The following is a 21,950-nucleotide window of genomic DNA, read 5'->3' as shown; positions in this document are numbered from 1 at the left end:
CGTTGCCTGGCATACCGCTTTCGCGAGCAAGCTTTGCTCCTACAGGGCGTGCAGGATTTGTGTCGGGTGGAGATCAAAATGTAGGAGCAAAGCTTGCTCGCGAAGGCGTCGGCCCGTTCAGCATCGTCGTGGCAGGCATACCGCGTGCGCATTAGACAAACACGATTTCATACGGCAGGCGCATCCGCTCAAGGATCACTGGCGGCAGCATTGGCGCGATGCCGATTGCCGGTTCGCCCTTGAGTTGGCTGGCATAGGCGTGGGTGGCGTGGCTTTTTCGCGCGACTGTCCAGGTGTCGAGCCTTAACTTGCGCGCGCGCTCCCAGGGAATCAGTTTCTGTTCGCGCTCGGGCCAGTGCCAGGCCCAGACCGGCACATCGTGAAAGGTCGCCCCGGCCTGTTCTGCCGCTTCAGCGGCGGCGCGGCCAACCGCTTCATGATCGTCAATGCCATCGCCGCGCCAGGTGCTGAACACCACATCGCCAGGGCGCAGGTAGCGGCTGATGAACTCCGTCAGTTGGCGTTCCTGGTCGAGCAGGGCGTTGTGGGTAAATCCGCCGCGCACCCACTTCAGGCTGTGCATCGGCAGGCCGAGGCGGCGCAGGGCTTCAACGCTTTCTTGCGGACGAAACACGCTCAAGCGCTTTTCCGACCACTGTCGCGAGCCAGGGTGACTGGCGCTGCCGTCGGTAATCGAGAGCAATTGCAATGGATGACCCAGGCCGGAAAACAATTGCAGCAGGCCGCCGCACATCACCACTTCATCCCCCGGATGCGGGGCGATGATCACAGCGCGCGCACCAGCGGGCACCAGGCTTCTGGTATTGATTACGGGAATATTGTCGAGTTGCGGGGCGCTGTTCCAGATCTGTGCGGTCGAACTGCTTTCACTGAGGGATAACGGTTTCATGTTGCGACGTCCTTGTTGGTTTCGCCCTCAGTCGTGCGCCTGGCAACGTTGCTCAACGTGTCCGACGCTTGAAGGCTGGTTGATTGCTACACGACGCTCCGAACCCTGGATTGCCGCGCAACAGAGTATTGCTCATGAACAACGATTCGTCTCGAAACCTCGCAAACTGATACGCTTTTTTTTAGCCTATCTGTACCAAATCCCGCAAATAGTCACCAAACCCGCCGTGTGCTCGGCTGTCGAGCCGCGCGCTGGTGTGCACCAATGGCCGATGACTCCACGCAATATTGGCGCCGGTCAGCTCCAGTTGCCGCACCAGTTGTACATCTTCATCACAGGCCAGCGGTTCGAAACCACCGGCCAAACGGTATGCGTCAGCACTGATGCCGAGGTTGGCGCCATGGATATGCCGATGGCCCTCACCCGCCCGATAGTGGCTGTGATAACGAATCTGCGCCGCCTCGTCGAGCGACTCGTGCCAGCGCTCAACCGTCACCGTGCCGCACACAGCATCGGCGCCTAATCCAAGTTGCGCCACCAGCCAGTCGTCAGCCACCCGACTGTCGGCATCGGAGCAGGATATCCACCGCGCCCCTCGCTCCAGCAACATCCGCGCACCGGTCGCTCGCGCCTGACCTACATTGCGCGCTTTTATATTCAAGCTCAAAACTGGATATTTGCTGACAATCTGTTCCGAGCGGTCGGTGCAACTGTCGAGTACCACCAATACGTCGACCCGTTCGCCGGCGAGCAGTCCGTGTTTGCTGGCGCGTAAGGCGGCGCTCAGGCACTCGTCGAGCAAGTCTTCCTCGTTGTGCGCCGGAATCAGGATGCCAATCATCGCAAGCCCTCCAGCGTTGCCACCGAGCGCGGTTCGCGGCTCCACACTTCCAGAATGAAGTCCGCTTCCTGATGTAAAACCAGGCGTGGCAGGTGCAAATGTTCGTGGAGCAAATCGTGCACCTGCCGCGCATTCAACGGGCAGTCGTCAATCGGCGGGCGCCAGTGACAGGCGAGCACTTGCCCGTCTGCAGCCAAGGACTGGCCCATGCGTTGGGCAACGGCTGTCAGATCATCGCGGTCGAGGTAGTAGCCGATTTCGCTAAATACAATCAGGTCGAATTTTTCCTCCGGCCAGTCCCCCGGCAGGCGACTTTGACGAACTTCAGCGTGGTCGAACAGACTCAATCGGGTTGTCGCCAAACGCACTGCTGCATCCGCCGTGTCACAGCACAACAGTCGGTCGCAGCGACTCGCCAGTTCAGCGCTCAATTCACCGTTGGCGCAGCCCGGTTCAAAGATCGCCCGGTAGTGCGGACGCGGCAGGGCGGCGAGGGTGATCGCGCGTTTGCGCTGCTCGTACCAGCGCTCGCGAAACGCCCAAGGGTCGTCGCTGCCGGCGAACAGGCCGTCGAAATAGCGATCATCGACACTCATAAAAACACCACTTCAAAAGGCTGCAGCAGGCGATCGATCACGTATGGCGCCAACACCGGTGCGAGCCCGGCTTGTGCGTCGCCTTCCAATTGACTGGCAAAAGCGTGCACCGCGTGGCGTTTGCGCGCGACGTGCGCCGGCGTCAGGAGAATCTTGCGCGCACGTTGCCACGGCACGAAGGCGTCTTCGGGGGTTGCCCAGTGCCACGTCCACACCGGCAGCTCATGGCAGGTTGCGCCGACCTGACGCGCGGCTTCGGCACTGGCACGGCCGACGGCTTCGTGATCGCAATGGCCGTCTTCGCGCCACGTGGTAAACACAACGTCGTTGGGGCGCAGATGGCTTTCGATGAACGCGCGCAATTGCTGTTCCTGAGCAGCCACTTGAGTATCGGTGAACCCACCGCGCAACCATTTCAACCGATGCATTGGCAGGCCGAGGCGGCGCAGCGCTTCAGCGGATTCTTGCGGCCGAATCACGCTCAAGCGTTCAACCGGCCAGCGTTCGGAACCGGGATGACTGGCGCTGCCGTCGGTGACCGAAATCAGTTGCAACGGGCGCCCGGCAGCGGCGAGCAGTTGCAGCAAACCGCCGCAACCCAGCACTTCATCGTCCGGGTGCGGTGCAATAATCACCGCGCGCGATCCGGGTGGTACCAGGCTCAGCACGTCGATGCTTTGCAGCTCCGCCAAATGCCGCGAGCCTTGCCATTGATGCAGGGTCGTTCCTTGGCCGACGATTGGATTGGCTCTCATAGCGACCAGACCTCATCGGGTTGTTGGGCAATCAGTTGGCCGAGGGCGGCGAGGTCGCGCTCGGCATGGCTTTGCCGCAGAAACACCGGCAGGTCAGCGATCAGTCGGGCGAAGTGGCGATCCTTGCAATAAGGCCCGGCGCCCATTGCCCGGCCGACTTCACGGATCACCTGTTCGGCAGACTGCTCGACCACCGCGCGGGCGCGACGGGCGAGCAGTTCGGCGTTATCTTCAGGGTTTGCATCAATATGCAAAGCGCTGAAGCGCAAAACATCCGCCGCCGCTTGCAAGGCACTGTCAACGGCGCCGAGATGGGCGAGGGCATGTGGTTCTTCACGCTGACCACACTGCTTGCGCAACTGCTCGGCAATCTGCTGCGCCGCGCCGTACCAACAGGCGGCAATACCAATGCCGCCCTGCCAGAAACCCGGCCGTTGCAAGTAGTCGCCGGGATTGCCGATGGCCTGACCTTCAGCGCCATCGAACAACACTTCGACGCTGCCAGTCGCGCCCATGCCCACGGCGCGCCAGCCTTCATCAGTGACCGTCACGCCCGGTTGATCGAGCGCCACCGCGACCAATTGCTGTTGATCATCGGCGTCCCACGCCGTCAGTAGCGCATGACTGAGTACCGCCGCGCCGGAACACCAGGCCTTGCGTCCATTCAACGCGACCATATGCCCGGCCGGACTGACTTTCACCCGGGCTTGCGGCGGTTCCGCTGCCCACATGCCCCACGTGCTGCCGGGCGTCGGCGTACCACCGAGTTGTTCGATGATCGCCAGTGCATCGGTGTGCCCCTCATAGAGCTTGCATAAACCCAGATCATGCCCGCCGACAGCGGCTAAATGCTGAAAGCGCTCCAGCGTCAGACCGCTGCCGGGTAACGGCAAGCGGTCAAGCCCGGCCTCAACCATCGCTCGCAGGCACTGGCCGAGGGCGTGGGTGTCGGCATAATCCGGCGGTTTGCGGGCGAGATAACAGTGCAGATCCATATCAATCTTCTTCTTCGTGTTGCAGTTCAAACAGCAGCAACGAACGGCCGGTCACTGAATATTCATGGCCGAAATCGAAGCGCTCCTGGCCACGAATCGAAGGCTGATTGGTGTCGATCATGCACGTCCAGAAACCGCCGTCCGGCACTTCCGGCAAGGTGAAGTTGACGATGTCATGGTGCGCGTTGACCACCAACAACAAGGTCGCATCCGCGCCTTTGCGGCGGATCCCGGTTTCCTGTGCGCGGCCATCAAGCAGCATGCCGAGGCAACGATTGTGTGCATCGTGCCAGTGCTCGGTGGTCATCTCGGTGGCGTCCGGTGCCAGCCAGGTGACGTCTTTGACGCCGATGTCCTCGTTGTACTCGCCGACCAGGAAACGTCCGCGACGCAGAATCGGATAAGCCAGGCGCAGCTTGATCAGGCGTTTGACGAATTTCAGCAAGCCTTTGCCGTCTTCGCTCAGATCCCAGTTGACCCAACCAATCTCGCTGTCCTGGCAATACGCGTTGTTGTTGCCATCTTGCGTGCGGGCGAATTCGTCGCCGGCGACGATCATCGGCGTGCCTTGCGACAGCAGCAGCGTGGCGAAGAAATTGCGCATCTGCCGATGGCGCAGTTCATTGATTTCCGGGTCGTCGGTCGGACCTTCAACGCCGTGGTTCCACGACAGGTTGTTGTTGCTGCCGTCCTGATTGTTCTCGTCGTTGGCTTCGTTGTGCTTGTCGTTGTACGAGACCAGATCGTTGAGGGTGAAGCCGTCGTGCGCGGTAATGAAGTTCACCGACGAATACGGCCGACGTCCGCGCTGGTTGAACATCTCGCCGGACGCGGTCATGCGACTGGCGAAATCGGCAACCTGGCCGTCATCACCTTTCCAGAAGGCCCGCACGGTGTCGCGGAACTTGTCGTTCCACTCGACCCAGCCCGGCGGGAAGTTGCCGACCTGATAGCCACCGGGGCCGCAGTCCCACGGCTCGGCGATCATTTTCACCTGACGCAGCACCGGATCCTGACGGCAGGCCACGAGGAAGCTGTGACGTTCGTCGAAACCATCGTGATAACGGCCAAGAATCGTCGCCAGGTCGAAGCGGAAACCGTCGACGTGCATTTCCGTGGCCCAGTAACGCAGCGAATCGGTGACCATTTGCAAAACGCACGGATGGCTCAAATCCAGTGTGTTGCCGGTGCCGGAATCGTTGATGTAGTAGCGTTTGTCATCGGGCATCAAGCGGTAGTACGAGGCGTTGTCGATCCCGCGCATCGACAGGGTCGGGCCCTGTTCGTTGCCTTCAGCGGTGTGGTTGTAGACCACGTCGAGAATCACTTCGAGATTGGCCTCGTGCAGGTGCGCAACCATCTCCTTGAATTCGGCGATCTTGCCGCTGGCGAGATAACGCGGATCCGGGGCGAAAAACGCGATGCTGTTGTAGCCCCAGTAGTTGGTCATGCCTTTTTGCAGCAGGTGCTGGTCGTTGACGAAGGCGTGAATCGGCAGCAGCTCGACCGACGAAACACCGACGCTGCGAATGTGCTTGAGCACATCGTCATTCATCAGACCGGCGAAGGTGCCTCGCACGTTTTCCGGCACCGAGGGGTGACGCATGCTGATGCCGCGCACGTGGGTTTCGTAAATGATGGTTTTGTCCCACGGCACACTGACACGCTGGTCGTTACCCCAGGTGTGTGCCGGGTCGATGACTTTGCACTTGGGCACGAACGGCGCGCTATCGCGTTCGTCAAAACTGAGGTCGGCGTCTGGGTGGCCAATGGTGTAGCCGAACAGCGCTTCCGACCATTTCAGTTCGCCGACCAGTTGCTTGGCGTACGGGTCGATGAGCAGTTTGTTGTGGTTGAAGCGGTGGCCGTTGGCTGGATCGTACGGGCCGTAAACGCGGTAGCCGTAGATCAGCCCCGGGTGCGCATCGGGCAAGTAGCCGTGGTAAATCTCGTCGGTGTATTCCGGCAGTTCGATGCGTTCGAGTTCGACTTCGCCGGCATCGTCGAAAATGCACAGTTCGACCTTGGTGGCGTTGGCGGAGAACAGCGCAAAGTTCACCCCCAGACCATCCCAGGTCGCACCGAGCGGGAAGGGCAGGCCTTCACGAATTCTCGAAGGCTCAGCGTGCGCGGCGGGCTCGGCTTTTTTTGGACGGGTCATGATTGCTCCTGCAAAAAACGGGGACAGTTCAGTTGAAACCGGTTCCCGGTAGGAGCGAGATTTTGTGGCGAGGGGATTTATCCCCGTTCGGCTGCGCAGCAGTCGCAAAACCATTGCACGCGGTATGTCTGACACTCCGCAAGTGCAGCATTTGGGGCTGCTTCGCAACCCAACGGGGATAAATCCCCTCGCCACAAAAATCCATTCACCACAGAAGCCGGTTTAAACAAGGGATTTTGTGTATTTCTTGAGGACGAACGCGTCCTCGGTGGCGAGCAAGCCCGCCACACGGTCATTCAGTTCAATTCAATCGTCGGTAAAGCGTTAGATCGCCGAAGGCTTGCGCGGCGCTCGTGGCTTTTTCTCGGCGGGTTTTTCGCCGGGTGGAATCACCTTGGCGGCGCTGCTTGGCTTGGCCTTGGCCGCTGCCTTCGGTTTGGCAGCAGGTGCTTTCACTTCAGCGTCCTTGCCAGCGGATTTGCTGCCCGCCGCTTTCGGGGCTTTCTTCGGTGCCAAGGCTTCAGCTTCAGCCAGTTTGCGCGCCATCTCCCAGTGGCGCTCCTCATGACCTTCAGGTTTCCCTTCCGATTCCCAGATTTGATAGGCGAATTCGCGAATGCGTTTATCGTCGGTACTCATCGCAATGCTCCTGAACTGAACTCATGCTTACGTTAAGTGTTGGATAAAGAGATTGACCGGGACATCCCCCAGCGCGTCGCTGATTTTCAGCTCCCTGTTTTTTGTGACTGCGCTGCTTTGAAAAAGTCCCTTCAGGTTTGTGTCAGAGGCGTCGAACGGTAAAACCACCCGGGTATCGCCCCAGCGAAGCGCATCGACCTGAGGTACAGCACTGTTTTCCAGCAGCGTCGCGCAACGGATCGGCACGATCACGATGGCGTGTTTCCCCTCGTGTTCGCGGGCAAACGCGAGCACGTTGTGCGCCTGCTCGCCCAGCACCTCCAGGGACTGGTACGAGCCATGCCGAAACAGCCCGGCATGCTCGGCGCGCAAGTTCAGCACCTGCGCAATCAAGGCTTGCTTGATGCGCCCGTCACGCCAGTGCGTCAGCAGTTCCGCAGGTGGCAGTTGCTCCTGCAGGGCCTGCTCGCGAGCGGCGTAATCCACCGGCCGGCGATTGTCCGGATCGACCAGGCTGAAGTCCCAGAACTCGTTGCCTTGATACAGGTCCGGCACCCCCGGCACGCTCATGCGCAGCAAGGTTTGCGCCAAACCATTGAGCGCGCCGGCAGCAGCGATACTGCTGACCGTCTTGGCCAGCGCCGCACGCAGCAACTCGCCGTCTTCACCGGTCAGGAGTTTTTCGGTGAAGGCCTGGGTCGCATTTTCATAGGCTTCGTTCGGCGCGCTCCAACTGCTTTGCAACTTGGCTTCGCGCAGGGCTTTCTGTTGCCACTGCCAGATGCGCTTGGCGTAGTCGGCGAACCCAGCGTGATCGTCGTCGCGCAAATCCAGCGGCCAGCTACCGAGCAAGGCTTGATAGAGGATCAACTCATCACCGGCCGACGGCACTTGATCGTCAACACGAACCGGGCGGGCGAGGGCGCGCCACAATTCGATTTGCTCGGCGTACCAGTGACTGCGTTCGCTGAGCACTGCCAGACGTGCGCGGGTGTCTTCGCCACGTTTGTGATCGTGGGTCGCGGTGGCGAGCAGGTTGTCGGGGAATTCGGCGAGACGCCGCTGATTGACCTCGTGGAAATCACTGACCGGCGCGCTGAATTGTTCGGTGTTGTAGCCGACGTCATTGCGCGACAGCAGCACTGCCGAGCGATACAGCGCGGTGTCTTCCACGGCTTTCGCCGCTGCCGGCGATGTCAGTTGTTGAAAGCGTACGCAGGCGTGCTTGAGGATTTTCCGCGAACGGCCAAGCGGTTTGCGCCGCCACGGTGTGCCACCAAGCCATGCCGCCACGCAATCGAGCACCGGCCAGTCGGCTTCGCTGAGCGTTGGCCGCGCACCGTCCATGGCTTGCTGGAAAAACACATCGTCCTGCGCCGAGCGGCCCGTCGCGCTGATGTAAGTGCGGTACACCGGGAAATGTATGATCAGCGCCTGCAATACGCGGCGGATGGCGCCGAGGGTCAGGTCGCGGGTCATCAGGTCGTCGCGGGCGACTTGCAGCAAGGCCTGCGCAACGCTTTCGCAATCGCTGGCCAGTGAACCGTTGAGGATCTGCTGACGCGCCAATTGCGCCTCTTCAATAAACGCGGCGGGGCGTTCCGTGCGGCGTTGCCAGAGCTCACCGAGCACATGTTCGCCGTCCGGATCGTGTTGCAGCAGCGACAGTTGATTCATGAATTCGTAGCCGGTGGTGCCGTCCACTGCCCAGTCGCGGTGCAGGGTTTCGCCGGCGCCGAGGATCTTCTCGACGTAGATCGGCAGGTGTCGATCCAGCGCGATCAGGTCAAGACGCCGACGCAATTTACGGCAGTAACCCCGCGGATCGGCGAGGCCGTCGATGTGGTCGATACGCAAGCCGTCGACCAGACCTTCAGCGACCAACTGGAAGATTTTGCCGTGAGTCGCTTCAAACACCGCCGGACGCTCGACGCGCAAACCACCGAGTTCATTGATGTCGAAGAAGCGCCGCCAATTGATGTCATCCGCGGCGGTGCGCCAACTGGCCAGGCGATAGCTCTGCCGCTCGAGCAATTGATGCAGCGCGTGGAAACCTTCCTCGGTGGTCGAGTCGTAATGCTTGAGGTTGTTTTCAATCGCTTGCAGCACCTGCGTATCGCTCGCCAGTTGCCGCAATTCTTCCTTGAGTGGAACCGCCAGCGAATGCGCGTCGGTCTGGTAACTCAGCGCACTGAAACGGTCAGCGAGGGGCTTCAGCGTTTCTTCGTGCTTGAGAATCTCGCCGTAATCATTCGGGCAGATCGGGAAGTGATGGTCGTAATGCTCGACGAAAAAGCTGCCAGTCTGCGCGTTGAAATGCAGCTTCAACGTGCCGTCCTGCAAGGCCACGCCGTAGTCACTGCCGAGGAACGGCAGCAACAACTGGCCTTCCATCAGCGGATCGGGCGAATGCCATTGAATATCGAAAAACTCGCCATACGGGCTCAGTCGTCCCCATTCCAGCAAGTCCAGCCACCACGGGTTGTCGTTACCGCCGACGGCCATGTGGTTGGAAACGATGTCGAGGATCAGCCCCATGTTGTGTTCGCGCAGGGTGCTGACCAGACGCCGCAGGGCCGGCTCGCCACCGAGTTCCGGGTTGACTTGCGTCGGGTCGACCACGTCATAGCCATGCATCGAACCGGCGCGGGCGGCGAGCAACGGCGAGGCGTAAATGTGGCTGATGCCCAGTTGAGCGAAGTACGGCACCAGTGGCACCGCTTGTTCGAGGGTAAAACCTTTATGGAATTGCAGGCGCAACGTCGCGCGCAGTGGCTGGATAAGCGTTTGGTTCATTGGTCACGCTCGGCAGCCTGAAGACGCGCGCAAGCCAGCAGCTCCAGACGTCGTGCAGCATCGACGCCGTCGAGCAACGCTTCGCTGGGGCCGGGCAAGCGACGCGACCAGTTAGGGTGGGTATCGATGGTGCCGGGCAGGTTCGCCTGTTCGTTGATGCCCAGCGCATCTTCTAGCGGCAGCAATACCAGCGGCGCACGGGTGTGGCCGAGGAAGCGTACGGCGGCATCAACGACTTGATCGGCCTCGTGGGATTCTTCGCGGAAGTTCTGCGGATCCTGGCTCAGTGCGCTGCGCAAGCCTTCGCGTTCACGTTGACGATGCTGGCGCCATTCGATTTCGCCGTTGGCATCGACAAATCCAAGGCGTGCATTCCAGTCGATATCACGGCCATGCCACCAGCCATTCAGGGTGGGCAGATCGTGGGTGCTGGTGGTCGCCAGCGCGTTATCCGGCCAGTCGAGAATCGGTTTGAAATGCGTATTGTCCTGTTCGAACAGCAGCACGCGCATGCCGAGCATCGAGCGGGCGATGAGTTTTTCGCGCAGACCGTCGGGCACGGTGCCGAGGTCTTCGCCAAGAACGATGGCTTGATGACGATGGGACTCCAGCGTCAGCAAACGCAGCAAGTCATCCACCGGGTAATACAGGTAAGCGCCATCCGCCGGTGCCGAGCCGTTAGGGATCACCCATAAACGTTGCAGGCCCATGACGTGGTCGATGCGCAAACCGCCGGCATGGGCGAAGTTGGCGCGGAGCATGTCGATAAAGGCGCGGAAGCCGTTGCGAATCAGACCTTCCGGCGAAAACGCGGAAATCCCCCAGCCTTGCCCGGAGCGATTGAGAATGTCCGGCGGCGCACCGACGGTCAGCGAGGCGAGCAACTCATCCTGAAAACTCCAGGCCTGACTGCCGGCGCCATCGGCACCCACTGCCAGATCAGCGATCAGGCCGATGCCCATGCCGGCGCTGCGAGCGGCGGTTTGCGCACGCTCGAGGCAGCGATGGATCAGCCATTGGCAGAAGGCGAAGTAGCCGATGCGATCGGCATATTCTTCGGCGAACGCTTCAAGCGCGGCGCCGCGTGGGTCGTGCCAGTGTTCCGGCCATTGCCGCCAGTCGAGGTTCTCGCCACGGGCGGCGCGCATTTCCTGAATCGCTTCGAAGCGGCAATGGTTTTCCAGCGCTTCGCCACCGGCGTGACGAAAACTGGCGAAGTCCGGGTGCAACGGGTGATCGCCAGCAACGAAGCCTTCGTACAACGCTTGCAGCAGTTTCTGCTTGGCATCTGCGGCGGCGGGCCAGTCGACCAGTTTCAAGTCTTCCAGTTGCGCAAACTGCTCGGCCAGGCCGGTGGCGTCGATGGCATCACGCAGGGCGCGTTCGCCGAGAATCGCACCGGGCGCGGCGTACAGAGGATTGAGGAACAAGCGACTGGACGGCGAATAAGGGCTGTAGCGGCCGGTGTCGGCGCTGAACATCGCGTGCAACGGGCTGATCGCCAAGGCTTCGGCACCGCGTTCGCCAGCGACTCGCGCCAGTTCTTCCAGCGCTTGAGTATCACCGAAACCGCCATCGCCGGAGCGCCGCAGCGAATATAGCTGCACGCTCAGGCCCCAGGCGCGGGGGATCGGATTGTCCACCGCATCACCGACGCTGAAGCAGCGTTCCGGCGCGACGGCGAGGGTGAAAAATTGATCGGCGATGTGCACCTGCTGATAACCGACCGGCACCAGACCGGGCAGCACTGCCTCGGAGTCAAGTTTCAGGTTCAGTCGCGAGCCGTCTTCAAGAACGATTTCGCACGGGGTCTCCGGCGCGAAGTAACGCGCCAGATCGACGCCGACGCCGACATCGCTGGTCAGCAGCGGCGGCAAATGACGGTCTTGTTGCACGGCTTGCAATTCGAGCAGGCTGGCGTCGATTTCCTGCGCGGTGCTGGCCGGGTGGCCGAGGCCGATCAGGACATTACGCAGCACCGCCGGGGCGACTTTTTGCGGGCGGCCGTTGGCGTCGATCCAGTCGACGGCAAGGCCGGCTCGGCTGGCAAGAATTTCCAGTTGCGCATCGCTCATAGGCGCTCTCCATCCAGAGGTTGCAAAGGGGTTGCGGCCGTGAGGCTGACAAGCGCGCAATACGCGGGCAGTTGGCCCGATTCCGATAGATCGACGGTGGGTGGCTGTTGAAACAACCACACGGCCTCGGTCTGTGGTGGGTTGACCACTGGCGTGTCGCTGAGGTTCAGGTCAATTCGCAGCTCACTGCCATTGCCCAATCGCCAGCGTGCACTGACCGCCGCGTGACCGAGCATGTGCGCGCCGAGTGCCTGGGTGCCGGACAGATGCGGAATGATGTATTGATGGCGAAATTGCAGCAGCTTTTGGTACAGCGCGAGGGTTTCCTGCTGTTTGACGCTGCCATTGCCGATCAGCCTTGGCTGCGAATCGTGGAAGGTTTTTTCGGCATTTGGGTCGGGGATTTGCTCGCGTTTGTGCGGATCGGCGAAGGCGCTGAACGCGGCGAATTCATTGCGTCGGCCTTCGCGCACCAGTTCGGCCAGTTCGCCATGGTGGCTGGTGAAAAACTGGAAGGGCTGTTCGGCGGCAAATTCATCGCCCATGAACATCAGCGGAATCATCGGGGACAGCAGCAACAGCACGGTCGCAGCCTGCACGGCGCGCGGGTCGGCCAGATGATGCAGGCGTTCGCCGAATGCGCGGTTACCGATCTGATCGTGGTTTTGCAGGAACAGCACGAACGCGGTGGACGGCAGGTGTTCGCTGGGTTCGCCGCGCGGCTCGCCATGGCGGGTGATGTGGCCCTGGAAGACAAAACCCTGACTCAGGCACCGCACCAATTGCTCGGTGGGTTGCGCGGCGTAGTCGGCGTAATAGGCGTCGGTTTCACCGGTGAGCAAAACATGCAGGGCGTTGTGGCCGTCGTCATTCCACTGCGCGTCGTAGTCGTATTCGAGCAGGCTGGATTGGTTGAGTTCGTTTTCAACGGTCAGCCAGACATGGCGGGTAGGGTCGATCTGCGCGCGGATGCGTTGGGCCATTTCCGTGAGGAAATCCGGGTCTTCGATGGCATGCACTGCATCGAGGCGTAAACCGTCGAAGCGGTATTCGAGCAACCACATCAGGGCGTTTTCGATAAAGAACTCGCGCACTTCGCTGCGGCGGAAATCGATCGCCGCCCCCCATGGCGTGTGTTTGTCCTCACGGAAAAAGCCTTTGGCGTAGCGGTGCAGGTAGTTGCCGTCGGGGCCGAAGTGGTTATAGACCACGTCGAGAATCACCGCCAGCCCGTGACCGTGGGCGCTGTCAATCAAATGCTTGAGTTGTTCCGGGGTGCCGTAGGAGGCTTGCGGGGCGTAGGGCAGAACCCCGTCGTAACCCCAATTGCGCTCGCCGGGGAATTGCGCCAGCGGCATCAGTTCGATGGCGGTAATGCCCAAACCTGCGAGGCGCGCCAGATGTTGTTCGACTTCAGCGAAACCACCGAGCGCACCGACGTGCAACTCGTAGATCACTGCTTCACTCCACGGGCGACCGTGCCAGGCACTGTGTCGCCATTGATAGGCCAGCGGATCGACCACCACGCTGTGGCGGTCGAGGCCACCGTCCTGCGCGCGGGAGGCCGGGTCGGGCACCTCCAGTTCGCCGTCGATGTTGTAGCGGTAGCGGGTACCCGCCGCACAGCGTGCCTTGATCACAAACCAGCCGTCTGCCTGAGGCAGCATTGGCAGGGACTGACCGTCTTCGAGTTCGACACTGACGTAAAACGCATCCGGCGCCCACAGCGCAAATTGCGTGTGCTCGGCATCCAGCATGATCGCGCCGTGGGGCCAGGTTTCAATAGACCGGAACGGCATCGTTTACAACCTCCTTGTTCCTTGTGGATCGGTTACTTGTGGATTGCTTTACCCAAGGCCTTGGCCACCAGTTGTTCGTAGAGTTCGGCGTACGGTTCAACCGCTTTGCACCAGTTGAACGGTGCCGCCATTGCCCGGCAACGCATGGCATTGAGCAAATCAGGATAGGCGAAGACTTTGAACGCACGGCTCAAGGCTTCTTGATAGCTTTCAACAGTGGATTCGTCGAAGAGGAAACCGGTAATGCCATTTTCAATGGTGTCGGCCAGCCCGCCGGTGTTGCGCGCGACCGGCAATGAGCCGAAGCGCTGGGCGTACATCTGGCTCAGACCGCAGGGTTCATAACGCGAAGGCATCAACAGAAAATCGCTGCCGGCGAACATGCGACGGGCGTCGGTTTCGTTGAAGCCAATGCGCACACCGATCTGGCCCGGGAAGCGCAGGGCCAGTTCGCGCATGGCTTGCTCTTCTTCCGGCTCGCCACGACCGATGATTGCGATCTGGCCGCCGTTCTGCACGATGTACTCGGATACCGCTTCAGTCAGATCCAGACCTTTCTGATACACCAGCCGTGACACCACTGCGAACAGCGGGCCTTCGGAGTCATTCAGTTCAAACAGTTCGCGGACGTGGGCGGCGTTGACGGCTTTGCCTTCCCAGTCACCAATGGCGAACGGCGCGAACAGGTGCGGATCCGTGGCGGCGTCCCAGCTCTCATCGATACCGTTAGGGATACCGCTGAGCAAACCTTGCTGGGTCTTGGCGGCAAGAAAACCGTCGAGGCCGCAGCCGAAATCCGGGGTGGTGATTTCCTGCGCGTAGGTGGCACTGACCGTGGTGATGTGGCTCGAGTAGGCCATGCCAGCCTTGAGAAACGACATCTTGCCGTAAAACTCCATGCCTTCCTGTTGCAGGGCATGGTTGGGAATGCCCAGTTCCGGGCAGGAGCCGAGGCTGGTCACGCCTTGATACGCGAGGTTGTGAATGGTGAACAGGGTCGGCGTGCGCTGCCCGCGCCAGTGCATATAAGCAGGGGCCAGACCAGCCGGCCAGTCGTGGGCGTGCACCAGATCCGGGCACCAGTGGATTTGTGCGAGGTTGGCGGCGATGTCGGCAGCGGCCAGACCGAGGCGGGCGAAGCGGATATGGTTGTCCGGCCAGTCGCGACCGTTGTTGGCGCCATACGGCGAGCCTTCGCGCTCGTACAGTTCCGGGCAGATCAACACGTAGATCACCAGACCGTCAGGCATGTCCATGCGCCCGATCTTGCATGGAGGCAGCGCAGCATGACCGCCGAGTTCGCCGATGATGTGGATCGGGTTCTCGCTGTGCATGACTTGCGGGTAACCGGGGATCAACACGCGCACATCGTGCAAATGGGCCATGGCACGGGGCAGGGCGGCAGACACGTCACCCAGACCGCCGGTTTTCACCAGGTCGGCGATTTCCGAGGTCACGAACAACACTTTCTTCTTGTTGGGATTCTGACTTGCTACTGGCGTCAGCGTTTTGGTGCCGGGGACGTTGATCTGTCGGCTGCCGGGAACGCTGATGGTGCTCGATTCACCCATCGATTGGTGAGCACGCTCTCCCTGAATATCCAATGCCGCACTGATCATATGAATCTCCCGTGTTGTTGATCTGATTCTTGTGTTCTCTCTGTAGGAGCCGCCGAAGGCTGCGATCATTGGCTTTTAAAGGATCAAAAGATCGCAGCCTTCGGCAGCTCCTACGTACGGCAAGCGCAAACGCGCCACGCATCGGTGAGCAAACGCTACCCAACACGCGCAAGCAGAATGGGTGTTTGGGCTATTGCAAGGATTGCACCAGCCGCTTCGGCCCTACCTTTGTGATGACCCGCCGCGTCGTGCAAAAGTTTCGACTTTTTTTCCGGAATGTGACCAACCGGTTTCGTGCCCCGAAAACCAGTCTAGGCCAGATCCTAGAGCGGGCGAGGGCAAATGGGTAAATTGTTCGACAATCGGTTTGCTTTAATCGGTAACCGGAGTTTTCAGGGGTAAACGCACCGACGAAGTGCAGGTTTTTTTGAGGCGCGGGGCTAAAACGGTGACTGAACAGTCACAATTTTGTGCTGGAGAAGGATGGGGTTGCACTGTTGTGGTGCGGGCAGTTTGTTGATGGGCTGCACATAAACCAAGTGTAGGAGCTGCCGAAGGCTGCGATCTTTTGATGTTGTCGTTTGAGATCAAGATCGAAAGATCGCAGCCTTCGGCAGCTCCTACCTGGGGAGGTTAATTCAGCGGGCGGATGGGATTGCCCGCAGCCCAGCGCTGAATATCCTCGATCATCTGCGAAAAGAACTGCTCATAATTCTGCCGACTCACGTACCCGACATGCGGCGTCGCCAGCACATTGTCCAACGTGCGAAACGGGTGCATGTCCGGCAACGGCTCCTGTTCGTACACATCCAGCGCCGCCCCGGCGATCTGCTGTTTCTGCAACGCCTTGATCAGCGCCGCTTCATCAACAATCGGCCCGCGCGCGGTGTTCACCAGCAGCGCCGTCGGTTTCATCCAGCCCAGCGCCTGCGCATCGACCAAGCCGCGACTGCGCTCGCTGAGCACCAGATGCACCGACAACACATCCGCCTGCTCGAACAGCGCTTGCTTGCTGACGTACGTCACGCCGACCTGTTCCGCCCGCTCAGCCGTGAGATTCTCGCTCCAGGCAATCACGCGCATGCCAAACACCTGACCAAACTGGGCGACACGCTGGCCAATGCTGCCGAGGCCGAGAATGCCCAGCGTCTTGCCATGCAGATCGCCACCCAAACCCTGCTGCCACTGCCCGGCGCGCAGCGAATTGGCTTCGTTCACCAGATTGCGTGTGGCGGCCATAATCAGCGCCCAAGTCAGTTCCGGTGCTGCGTGTTTGTAACTGTCGGTGCCACACACCTTGATCCCGAGTTTGGCTGCCGCTGGCATGTCCAGCGCCGCATTGCGCATGCCGCCGGTGACCAGCAGCTTCAGATTGGGCAGACGCTTGAGCAAATCCTCATCGAAACGCGTGCGCTCGCGCATCACGCAAATCACCTGATAGCGGCCCAGACGTTGCGCCAAAGTGGCGTTCTCCGCCGGGTAATCATGTTCAAACGTGACTGCGCCGATGCCGTCCAGCACAGACCAGTCAACCACGTCGCGGGCCACGTCTTGCCAGTCATCGATTACCGCAATCTGCACCGCCATCAGCCTTACCTCATCAATGAACGGGATTGGTTTTGCTCAGCCAGCCCAGCAGCGCTTTGTGGAACTGCTCGGGTTCTTCCATTTGTGGTGCGTGGCCCATGCCGGGGAATTCCACCAGCGTCGACTGCGGGATCAGTTTCGCCACTTGTTTGCCGAGCACGTCGTAGTGACCGATCTTCGCCTTCACTTCGGGTGGCGCAATGTCTTTGCCGATGGCCGTGGTGTCGGAGGTACCGATCAACAACAGCGTCGGCATTTTCAGGTTCTTGAACTCGTAGTACACCGGCTGGGTGAAAATCATGTCGTAGATCAGCGCCGAATTCCACGCGACTTGGGTCTTGCCCGGGCCTTTGCTCAGGCCGGCGAGCATGTCGACCCAGCGATCGAATTCAGGCTTCCAGCGGCCATCGTAATAAGTCGTGCGTTCGTAATCGCGAATGCCTTGGGCAGTGACTTTCAGTTCGCGCTCATACCACTGATCGACGCTGCGGTAGGGCACGCCAAGGGCTTTCCAGTCTTCCAGACCGATCGGGTTGACCAGCGCCAGTTGATCGACCTGCTCCGGGAACAGCAGCGCATAACGCGTGGCCAGCATGCCGCCGGTGGAGTGGCCGAGCAGCGTGGCTTTCTGGATGCCCAGCGCTTTCAGCAGTTGCTGGGTGTTGGTCGCCAGTTGCTGGAAGCTGTACTGATAGTTGTCGGGTTTGCTGGAGGAGCAGAAACCAATCTGATCCGGCGCGATCACCCGGTAACCGGCCTCGCTCAGGGCTTTGATCGAACTGTCCCAGGTCGCGCCGCAAAAATTCTTGCCGTGCATCAACACCACGGTGCGGCCATTGGCCTTGCCGTGAGCGGCGACGTCCATGTAACCCATTTGCAGGGATTTGCCCTGGGACTGGAAGGCGAAGTGTTTAAGCGTGTAAGGGTATTCGAAGCCCTGCAGTTCCGGGCCATACGCCGGGCCTTCGGCGGGCGCGGTTTCAGTGGCGGCATGCGCAAACAAGGGCAGGGCGGCGCTGAGAAACAGGCCGGGCAACCAGCGGTTTAACGAGTTGGACATAGGGACAAACTCCATGGAAATCGGCCGATGCTGGAATGGCCGCATTACGGCGACGTTAAACACACAGGCAATGTCGGCGGCTGATGGTTCAACCGAGCCAGCCGAGGGTCAGCAGGGCCAGCACGCCATAGCGCGCACCTTTGGCGAGTGTGACGATCAGCAGAAAACGCCCGAGGGGTTCGCGCATGACGCCGGCGATCAGGGTCAGTGGGTCACCGATAATCGGTAACCAACTGAGCAGCAACGACCAATGGCCGTAACGCTCATAGTGCTTGCGCGCAGTGGCCATGTGTTTGGCGCTGACCGGAAACCAGCGGCGCTCCTGAAAGCGCTCGATCCCGCGCCCCAGCCACCAATTGACCAGCGAGCCGAGCACATTGCCCAGCGTCGCTACCGCCAACAACCCCCACAGCCAGTAGCGCTCGCTGACGATCAACCCGACCAGTAACGCCTCGGACTGTAACGGCAATAACGTTGCCGCACCGAACGCGGCAAAGAACAGCCCGACGTATGCTGCACCCATCAATGCGCCGGGTAGTCCGCCACCACGACGTCAGCGCCGTTCTTCTTCAAACCGATCACTTGATAAGCATCGCTCATGCCATCCATTTCCATGCCCGGCGAGCCCATCGGCATGCCAGGCGCGGCTACACCGAGCAGATCATCGCGCTTGCTCAGGGCCAGCACTTGATCGGCCGGCACATGGCCTTCGACGAATTTGCCATTGATGATCGCGGTGTGGCACGACGCCAGACGCGGTGGCACGCCGTGTTGTTGTTTGAAGCTGCTCATGTCGCTCTCGACATGGTCTTCAACTTTAAAGCCGTTGGCTTCGAGGTGGCTGATCCACTTCTTGCAGCAGCCGCAATTGGCGTCGCGGTGAACCTCGATCGGGATCAGATCGGCGGCTTGAGCCAGAGAGGAAATGAACAGAGCGCTCAGGGTGAGCAGACGCAGAGAGGTTCGCATGACAGGTTCTCGAGTCGAGTGGCGGTCAAAAAAGAACGTATTTTGACCGGTTTTTCCTGCCTGGCTTCAACGGAGTGTTTCCAGTTGCTACAAGACCGGAACGCCTCGCTTCCTGTAGGTGCTGCCGAAGGCTGCGATCTTTTGATGCCCCTTAAAAGCCAAATCACAAGATCGCAGCCTGCGGCAGCTCCTACAGGGGTGTCACTTTGGTGGTTCAGCTGACTTTAAAGCGCCCCATGATCGCACTCACCCGGCTGTTAGCCTCCAGCAATTGCTGGGTATTCAACTCGCTGGCCTGGCCGCTGTGTACCAGTTCCTCAACCATATGGCGGATTTGCACCATGCTGCGGTTGATCTCTTCGGTTACGGCGCTTTGCTGTTCGGCGGCGGTGGCGATTTGCGTGCTGAGGCTGTTGATGTGGCTGACCGAACCGGCCATCTCATCCAGACCGGTGTTGACCCGCGCCGTGGCGTCGGCCGCCGACTGGCAACTGGCCTGGGTGTTTTCCATCGCCGCCACCGACGAGCTCACGCCTTGTGTAAGGCGGGTCAACATTTCGTTGATTTCCGAGGTGCTGGCCTGAGTGCGAGCGGCGAGGGCGCGGACTTCGTCAGCCACCACGGCAAAACCACGACCCTGTTCCCCGGCGCGAGCGGCCTCGATCGCAGCGTTAAGCGCCAACAGGTTGGTCTGGCCGGCAATCGCGCCAATCACCCCAAGAATCTCGGTGATGCGTTGAGCGTCCTGCTGCATGTTTTCAACTTTGTGGGTAGCGCTGGCTACTTCGTCGATCAGCGCTACAACGCTGTTGGTCGCTTCACCGACCACCACCCGCGAGCGGTCGGCGTTTTCGTTGGCTTTTTGGGTGAACGCGGCGGTTTCAGCGGCATTTTGCGCGACGCTTTCTGCGGTCGAGCTCATTTCGGTGATCGCGGTAACCGTCTGATCGGTTTCCGAGGCATGGCGCAACAGAATCTGACTGGTGTGCGCCGAGGTGCGTTGCAGGTTGTCGAGGCTCGAGGCCATGGCACCGGTGGCGTGGGTCACTTCGCCGATCATGTTTTGCAGATACGCGATAAACGTGTTGATCGAATGGCCGATCGCGCCGAGTTCATCTTCGGCGCGAATGGTGATGCGCTTGGTCAGGTCGGCATCGCCGCTGGAAAGCAAATCAATGTTGGCCTTCAACGCTTTCATGCGCGAGATCAACTGCCGAATCGCGTAGACCTGCAGCAGCACCAACAGAATCACCAACGGAATCTGCAACAGGCTCAAGGTGCTGAGCACGTCATCACGCTGGGCGGTAAGCATTTTGGTCGGCAGGGCGGTGGCGAGGAACCACGGCGTGCCTTCGATCGGACGCATAAAGAAGGTGCTGTCCTGACCGTTGTTGTCGAACTCGATGCGTTGCGATTGCTCGCGGTTTTGCAGACCAGCGTTGACCTGCTTGGCGAACGGCAGGTTGCCCGCCAGCTCGCTGATGTTCTTCAGCACGATCGGGCCGCTGATTCGCGAGCTGTTGCTGATGATCTTGCCGTCTGCCTCGACGATGAGCATTTCGGCGTTGAGGTCTTTTTCCTTGCGCGCCACCAGATCATTGAAAAAGCCGAGGGTCACGTCGATGGTCGACACGCCCCACGCTACGCCGTTTTTCTGGATGGCCATGGCGCAATTGGTGCGCGGTTCGGCACTGGCGTCGTCTTTATAGGCAGCGGCCCAGGCGCACTGGCCGCGCGGGGTTTGCATGCCGCCCTTGTACCAGCTCTGGTCGTAGTAATTGGGCGCGGCGTCGCTGTTCCAGAAGGTGTTTACCGCCAGTTTTCCCGAGGCGTCGCGGTGCCAGAAAGTGCTGAACTTGTTGCGTCCGGCTTCACGTTGGCCGGGCAGCGGCCAGATACCGCCGCCGAAGACTTTCAATTCGCCGTACTGGTCAACCAGCCCCGGCAACACGGTGTCGATTGCCGCGCTGTCGAGTAGTGGGATGGTTTGAGTGATGCTGCGTTGCTGTGCCTGAACCTTGTTCAATTCGCCCTGAATCTGTTCAGCAACTTCGGCAATGCGATTGAGCACGACTTGCTCTTCGGTGTGCCGCAGTTTGGGCGCAACCAGTTGGCTGATACCGACCACGGTCAGCACTGACAACAGCAGGATGAACAGAACCAGAAACAGCGTGTAGCGAGCCTGAATGGTGCGGAATGCGGGCATGGAAACCGGTCCTTGAGCTGCGATTGTCGTTATGGCGCGGGGATTCGAAACAGTGCGGGTATCCCTACGTATCGTCGCGGCAAAGGGAAGCTTTAGGTACTTTCGTACTGGATTTCGAATTGTCGATAAAAGGCACGTATCGGCATTGATACATTCAAACTAACCAGCCTGTTCATTAGTACTGTAAATCTATTCTCGGCGCTTTAACAGTATCGCTGTAAGCCTTTATTTAGGTGGCTTTGCAGATTTGTATCTGAAATGTACGAAATGTGTAAAAAGACCATAAATAAGTTGGAGTCACTGGTGTGCCGGCCGATACTCTCGGGCATACAAGTCGCTCAACAAGGACATTTCATGGCCGTTTTTCAAGGAGTTTTCGCATGACTATCGGCATTACCGGTACCTGGCAGAGCAAGGCCGGCATTCTGGTTCGCGACACGGGTGCGAAGAAACAAGTGGCTCAGAGCGTCAAGGTGCAGCAGATGCTCACTTTGGTCGGCAACGATCCCAACGCTTTGAATGTGGCCGAAATGGACAAGCAAGGCCTGCGCAAACAGATCAAGGGTTTTGACCCGGCCAACGTGTCGGTCAAGCAATTGGGCAACCTGAGTGAGTTCTTGCGTGGCCGGGGACTGATTTCTGAAGTCACCTCCATCACACTGCTCAATGCTGGCGATAAGTTCGACCGTTTCGGCGTGCAGAAAGACCCTGACGCGCGCTTCAATGCGCTGGAGTATTTCGCGACCCAACTGGACACCATCCAGAGCAACAGCCTTAATGGCAATTTCTACGGGAAGAGCTTGATCCCCGAATTCAAGAAAGCCATCTACGTGCTGCAGAATCTGAAGACCTATGGTGACGGTAACGCCCCTTTGCCGCCTTCGGACAAGGGTGTTAAAGCCAAGGCCTAAACGCCGCAATCCTGTGGTCTGCTGAGTTTTC

The 21,950-nt window shown here is 59.9% G+C and carries 17 protein-coding genes; 1 reads left to right on the top strand and 16 read right to left on the bottom strand.

The window, feature by feature from the left end:
* Positions 1-151: 151 nt before the first annotated feature.
* From ACP3TY_RS12620 to ACP3TY_RS12545, 16 genes are all read right to left on the bottom strand, one after another.
* Positions 152-910 (bottom strand): PIG-L deacetylase family protein, encoded by a 759-nt coding sequence (locus ACP3TY_RS12620; protein WP_053120587.1) that lies wholly within the window; start codon positions 908-910, stop codon positions 152-154.
* A gap of 181 nt (positions 911-1,091) precedes the next feature.
* On the bottom strand, positions 1,092-1,751 hold the full coding sequence (locus ACP3TY_RS12615) for a glycosyltransferase (protein WP_426620162.1): 660 nt from the start codon (positions 1,749-1,751) through the stop codon (positions 1,092-1,094).
* Positions 1,748-2,347, bottom strand: a complete 600-nt coding sequence (locus ACP3TY_RS12610; RefSeq protein WP_426620161.1) for an SAM-dependent methyltransferase — start codon at positions 2,345-2,347, stop codon at positions 1,748-1,750. The genes ACP3TY_RS12615 and ACP3TY_RS12610 overlap by 4 nt, the downstream gene beginning before the upstream one ends.
* Positions 2,344-3,102, bottom strand: coding sequence for a PIG-L deacetylase family protein (locus tag ACP3TY_RS12605; RefSeq protein ID WP_426620160.1), 759 nt, complete (start codon positions 3,100-3,102; stop codon positions 2,344-2,346). Before ACP3TY_RS12605 ends, ACP3TY_RS12610 begins: the two co-directional genes overlap by 4 nt.
* Positions 3,099-4,097, bottom strand: coding sequence for an acyl-CoA dehydrogenase (locus tag ACP3TY_RS12600; protein WP_426620159.1), 999 nt, complete (start codon positions 4,095-4,097; stop codon positions 3,099-3,101). The genes ACP3TY_RS12605 and ACP3TY_RS12600 overlap by 4 nt, the downstream gene beginning before the upstream one ends.
* A gap of 1 nt (position 4,098) precedes the next feature.
* Positions 4,099-6,258, bottom strand: a complete 2,160-nt coding sequence (gene glgX, locus ACP3TY_RS12595; RefSeq protein WP_159812411.1) for a glycogen debranching protein GlgX — start codon at positions 6,256-6,258, stop codon at positions 4,099-4,101.
* Between the two features lie 324 nt (positions 6,259-6,582).
* On the bottom strand, positions 6,583-6,897 hold the full coding sequence (locus ACP3TY_RS12590; protein WP_159812410.1) for a DUF2934 domain-containing protein: 315 nt from the start codon (positions 6,895-6,897) through the stop codon (positions 6,583-6,585).
* A 27-nt stretch (positions 6,898-6,924) separates the two neighbouring features.
* Positions 6,925-9,693 carry a malto-oligosyltrehalose synthase gene (locus tag ACP3TY_RS12585; RefSeq protein WP_426620157.1) on the bottom strand — a complete coding sequence of 923 codons (2,769 nt, stop codon included), beginning with the start codon at positions 9,691-9,693 and terminating at the stop codon, positions 6,925-6,927.
* Positions 9,690-11,768: a 4-alpha-glucanotransferase gene (gene malQ, locus ACP3TY_RS12580; RefSeq protein ID WP_400748432.1), complete on the bottom strand. Its 2,079-nt coding sequence runs from the start codon at positions 11,766-11,768 to the stop codon at positions 9,690-9,692. The genes ACP3TY_RS12585 and malQ overlap by 4 nt, the downstream gene beginning before the upstream one ends.
* On the bottom strand, positions 11,765-13,567 hold the full coding sequence (gene treZ / locus ACP3TY_RS12575; protein WP_053120568.1) for a malto-oligosyltrehalose trehalohydrolase: 1,803 nt from the start codon (positions 13,565-13,567) through the stop codon (positions 11,765-11,767). The genes malQ and treZ overlap by 4 nt, the downstream gene beginning before the upstream one ends.
* A gap of 32 nt (positions 13,568-13,599) precedes the next feature.
* A complete protein-coding gene (glgA, locus tag ACP3TY_RS12570; RefSeq protein ID WP_212550726.1) occupies positions 13,600-15,186 on the bottom strand; it encodes a glycogen synthase GlgA in 1,587 nt (528 codons plus the stop codon).
* Between the two features lie 633 nt (positions 15,187-15,819).
* Complete coding sequence (locus ACP3TY_RS12565) at positions 15,820-16,773, bottom strand: D-2-hydroxyacid dehydrogenase family protein (RefSeq protein ID WP_426620156.1); 954 nt, start codon at positions 16,771-16,773, stop codon at positions 15,820-15,822.
* Positions 16,774-16,786: 13 nt separating this feature from the next.
* On the bottom strand, positions 16,787-17,833 hold the full coding sequence (locus ACP3TY_RS12560; RefSeq protein ID WP_401238261.1) for an alpha/beta fold hydrolase: 1,047 nt from the start codon (positions 17,831-17,833) through the stop codon (positions 16,787-16,789).
* A gap of 88 nt (positions 17,834-17,921) precedes the next feature.
* Positions 17,922-18,356 carry a YqaA family protein gene (locus ACP3TY_RS12555; protein WP_282358015.1) on the bottom strand — a complete coding sequence of 145 codons (435 nt, stop codon included), beginning with the start codon at positions 18,354-18,356 and terminating at the stop codon, positions 17,922-17,924.
* Positions 18,356-18,802, bottom strand: a complete 447-nt coding sequence (locus tag ACP3TY_RS12550) for a DUF411 domain-containing protein (RefSeq protein WP_212550730.1) — start codon at positions 18,800-18,802, stop codon at positions 18,356-18,358. Before ACP3TY_RS12550 ends, ACP3TY_RS12555 begins: the two co-directional genes overlap by 1 nt.
* A 214-nt stretch (positions 18,803-19,016) precedes the next feature.
* Entirely contained in the window at positions 19,017-21,008 is a 1,992-nt protein-coding gene (locus ACP3TY_RS12545; protein ID WP_426620154.1) for a methyl-accepting chemotaxis protein, read from the bottom strand.
* A gap of 380 nt (positions 21,009-21,388) precedes the next feature.
* On the opposite strand from ACP3TY_RS12545, the gene ACP3TY_RS12540 reads away from it, so the two are divergent.
* Positions 21,389-21,919 (top strand): hypothetical protein, encoded by a 531-nt coding sequence (locus ACP3TY_RS12540; RefSeq protein WP_159812401.1) that lies wholly within the window; start codon positions 21,389-21,391, stop codon positions 21,917-21,919.
* Positions 21,920-21,950: the final 31 nt, after the last annotated feature.

This window comes from Pseudomonas rustica (assembly GCF_049959085.1).
Taxonomy (GTDB): domain Bacteria; phylum Pseudomonadota; class Gammaproteobacteria; order Pseudomonadales; family Pseudomonadaceae; genus Aquipseudomonas; species Aquipseudomonas rustica.
The sequence above is the reverse complement of the archived record's forward strand: the minus strand, read 5'-3'. Positions and strand labels throughout refer to the sequence as shown.

Coding starts and splice junctions, on each gene's coding strand:
- ACP3TY_RS12620 (WP_053120587.1), bottom strand. CDS start 910: ATGAAACCGTTATCCCTCAGTGAAAGCAGTTCGACCGCACAGATCTGG.
- ACP3TY_RS12615 (WP_426620162.1), bottom strand. CDS start 1,751: ATGATTGGCATCCTGATTCCGGCGCACAACGAGGAAGACTTGCTCGAC.
- ACP3TY_RS12610 (WP_426620161.1), bottom strand. CDS start 2,347: ATGAGTGTCGATGATCGCTATTTCGACGGCCTGTTCGCCGGCAGCGAC.
- ACP3TY_RS12605 (WP_426620160.1), bottom strand. CDS start 3,102: ATGAGAGCCAATCCAATCGTCGGCCAAGGAACGACCCTGCATCAATGG.
- ACP3TY_RS12600 (WP_426620159.1), bottom strand. CDS start 4,097: ATGGATCTGCACTGTTATCTCGCCCGCAAACCGCCGGATTATGCCGAC.
- glgX (WP_159812411.1), bottom strand. CDS start 6,258: ATGACCCGTCCAAAAAAAGCCGAGCCCGCCGCGCACGCTGAGCCTTCG.
- ACP3TY_RS12590 (WP_159812410.1), bottom strand. CDS start 6,897: ATGAGTACCGACGATAAACGCATTCGCGAATTCGCCTATCAAATCTGG.
- ACP3TY_RS12585 (WP_426620157.1), bottom strand. CDS start 9,693: ATGAACCAAACGCTTATCCAGCCACTGCGCGCGACGTTGCGCCTGCAA.
- malQ (WP_400748432.1), bottom strand. CDS start 11,768: ATGAGCGATGCGCAACTGGAAATTCTTGCCAGCCGAGCCGGCCTTGCC.
- treZ (WP_053120568.1), bottom strand. CDS start 13,567: ATGCCGTTCCGGTCTATTGAAACCTGGCCCCACGGCGCGATCATGCTG.
- glgA (WP_212550726.1), bottom strand. CDS start 15,186: ATGATCAGTGCGGCATTGGATATTCAGGGAGAGCGTGCTCACCAATCG.
- ACP3TY_RS12565 (WP_426620156.1), bottom strand. CDS start 16,773: ATGGCGGTGCAGATTGCGGTAATCGATGACTGGCAAGACGTGGCCCGC.
- ACP3TY_RS12560 (WP_401238261.1), bottom strand. CDS start 17,833: ATGTCCAACTCGTTAAACCGCTGGTTGCCCGGCCTGTTTCTCAGCGCC.
- ACP3TY_RS12555 (WP_282358015.1), bottom strand. CDS start 18,356: ATGGGTGCAGCATACGTCGGGCTGTTCTTTGCCGCGTTCGGTGCGGCA.
- ACP3TY_RS12550 (WP_212550730.1), bottom strand. CDS start 18,802: ATGCGAACCTCTCTGCGTCTGCTCACCCTGAGCGCTCTGTTCATTTCC.
- ACP3TY_RS12545 (WP_426620154.1), bottom strand. CDS start 21,008: ATGCCCGCATTCCGCACCATTCAGGCTCGCTACACGCTGTTTCTGGTT.
- ACP3TY_RS12540 (WP_159812401.1), top strand. CDS start 21,389: ATGACTATCGGCATTACCGGTACCTGGCAGAGCAAGGCCGGCATTCTG.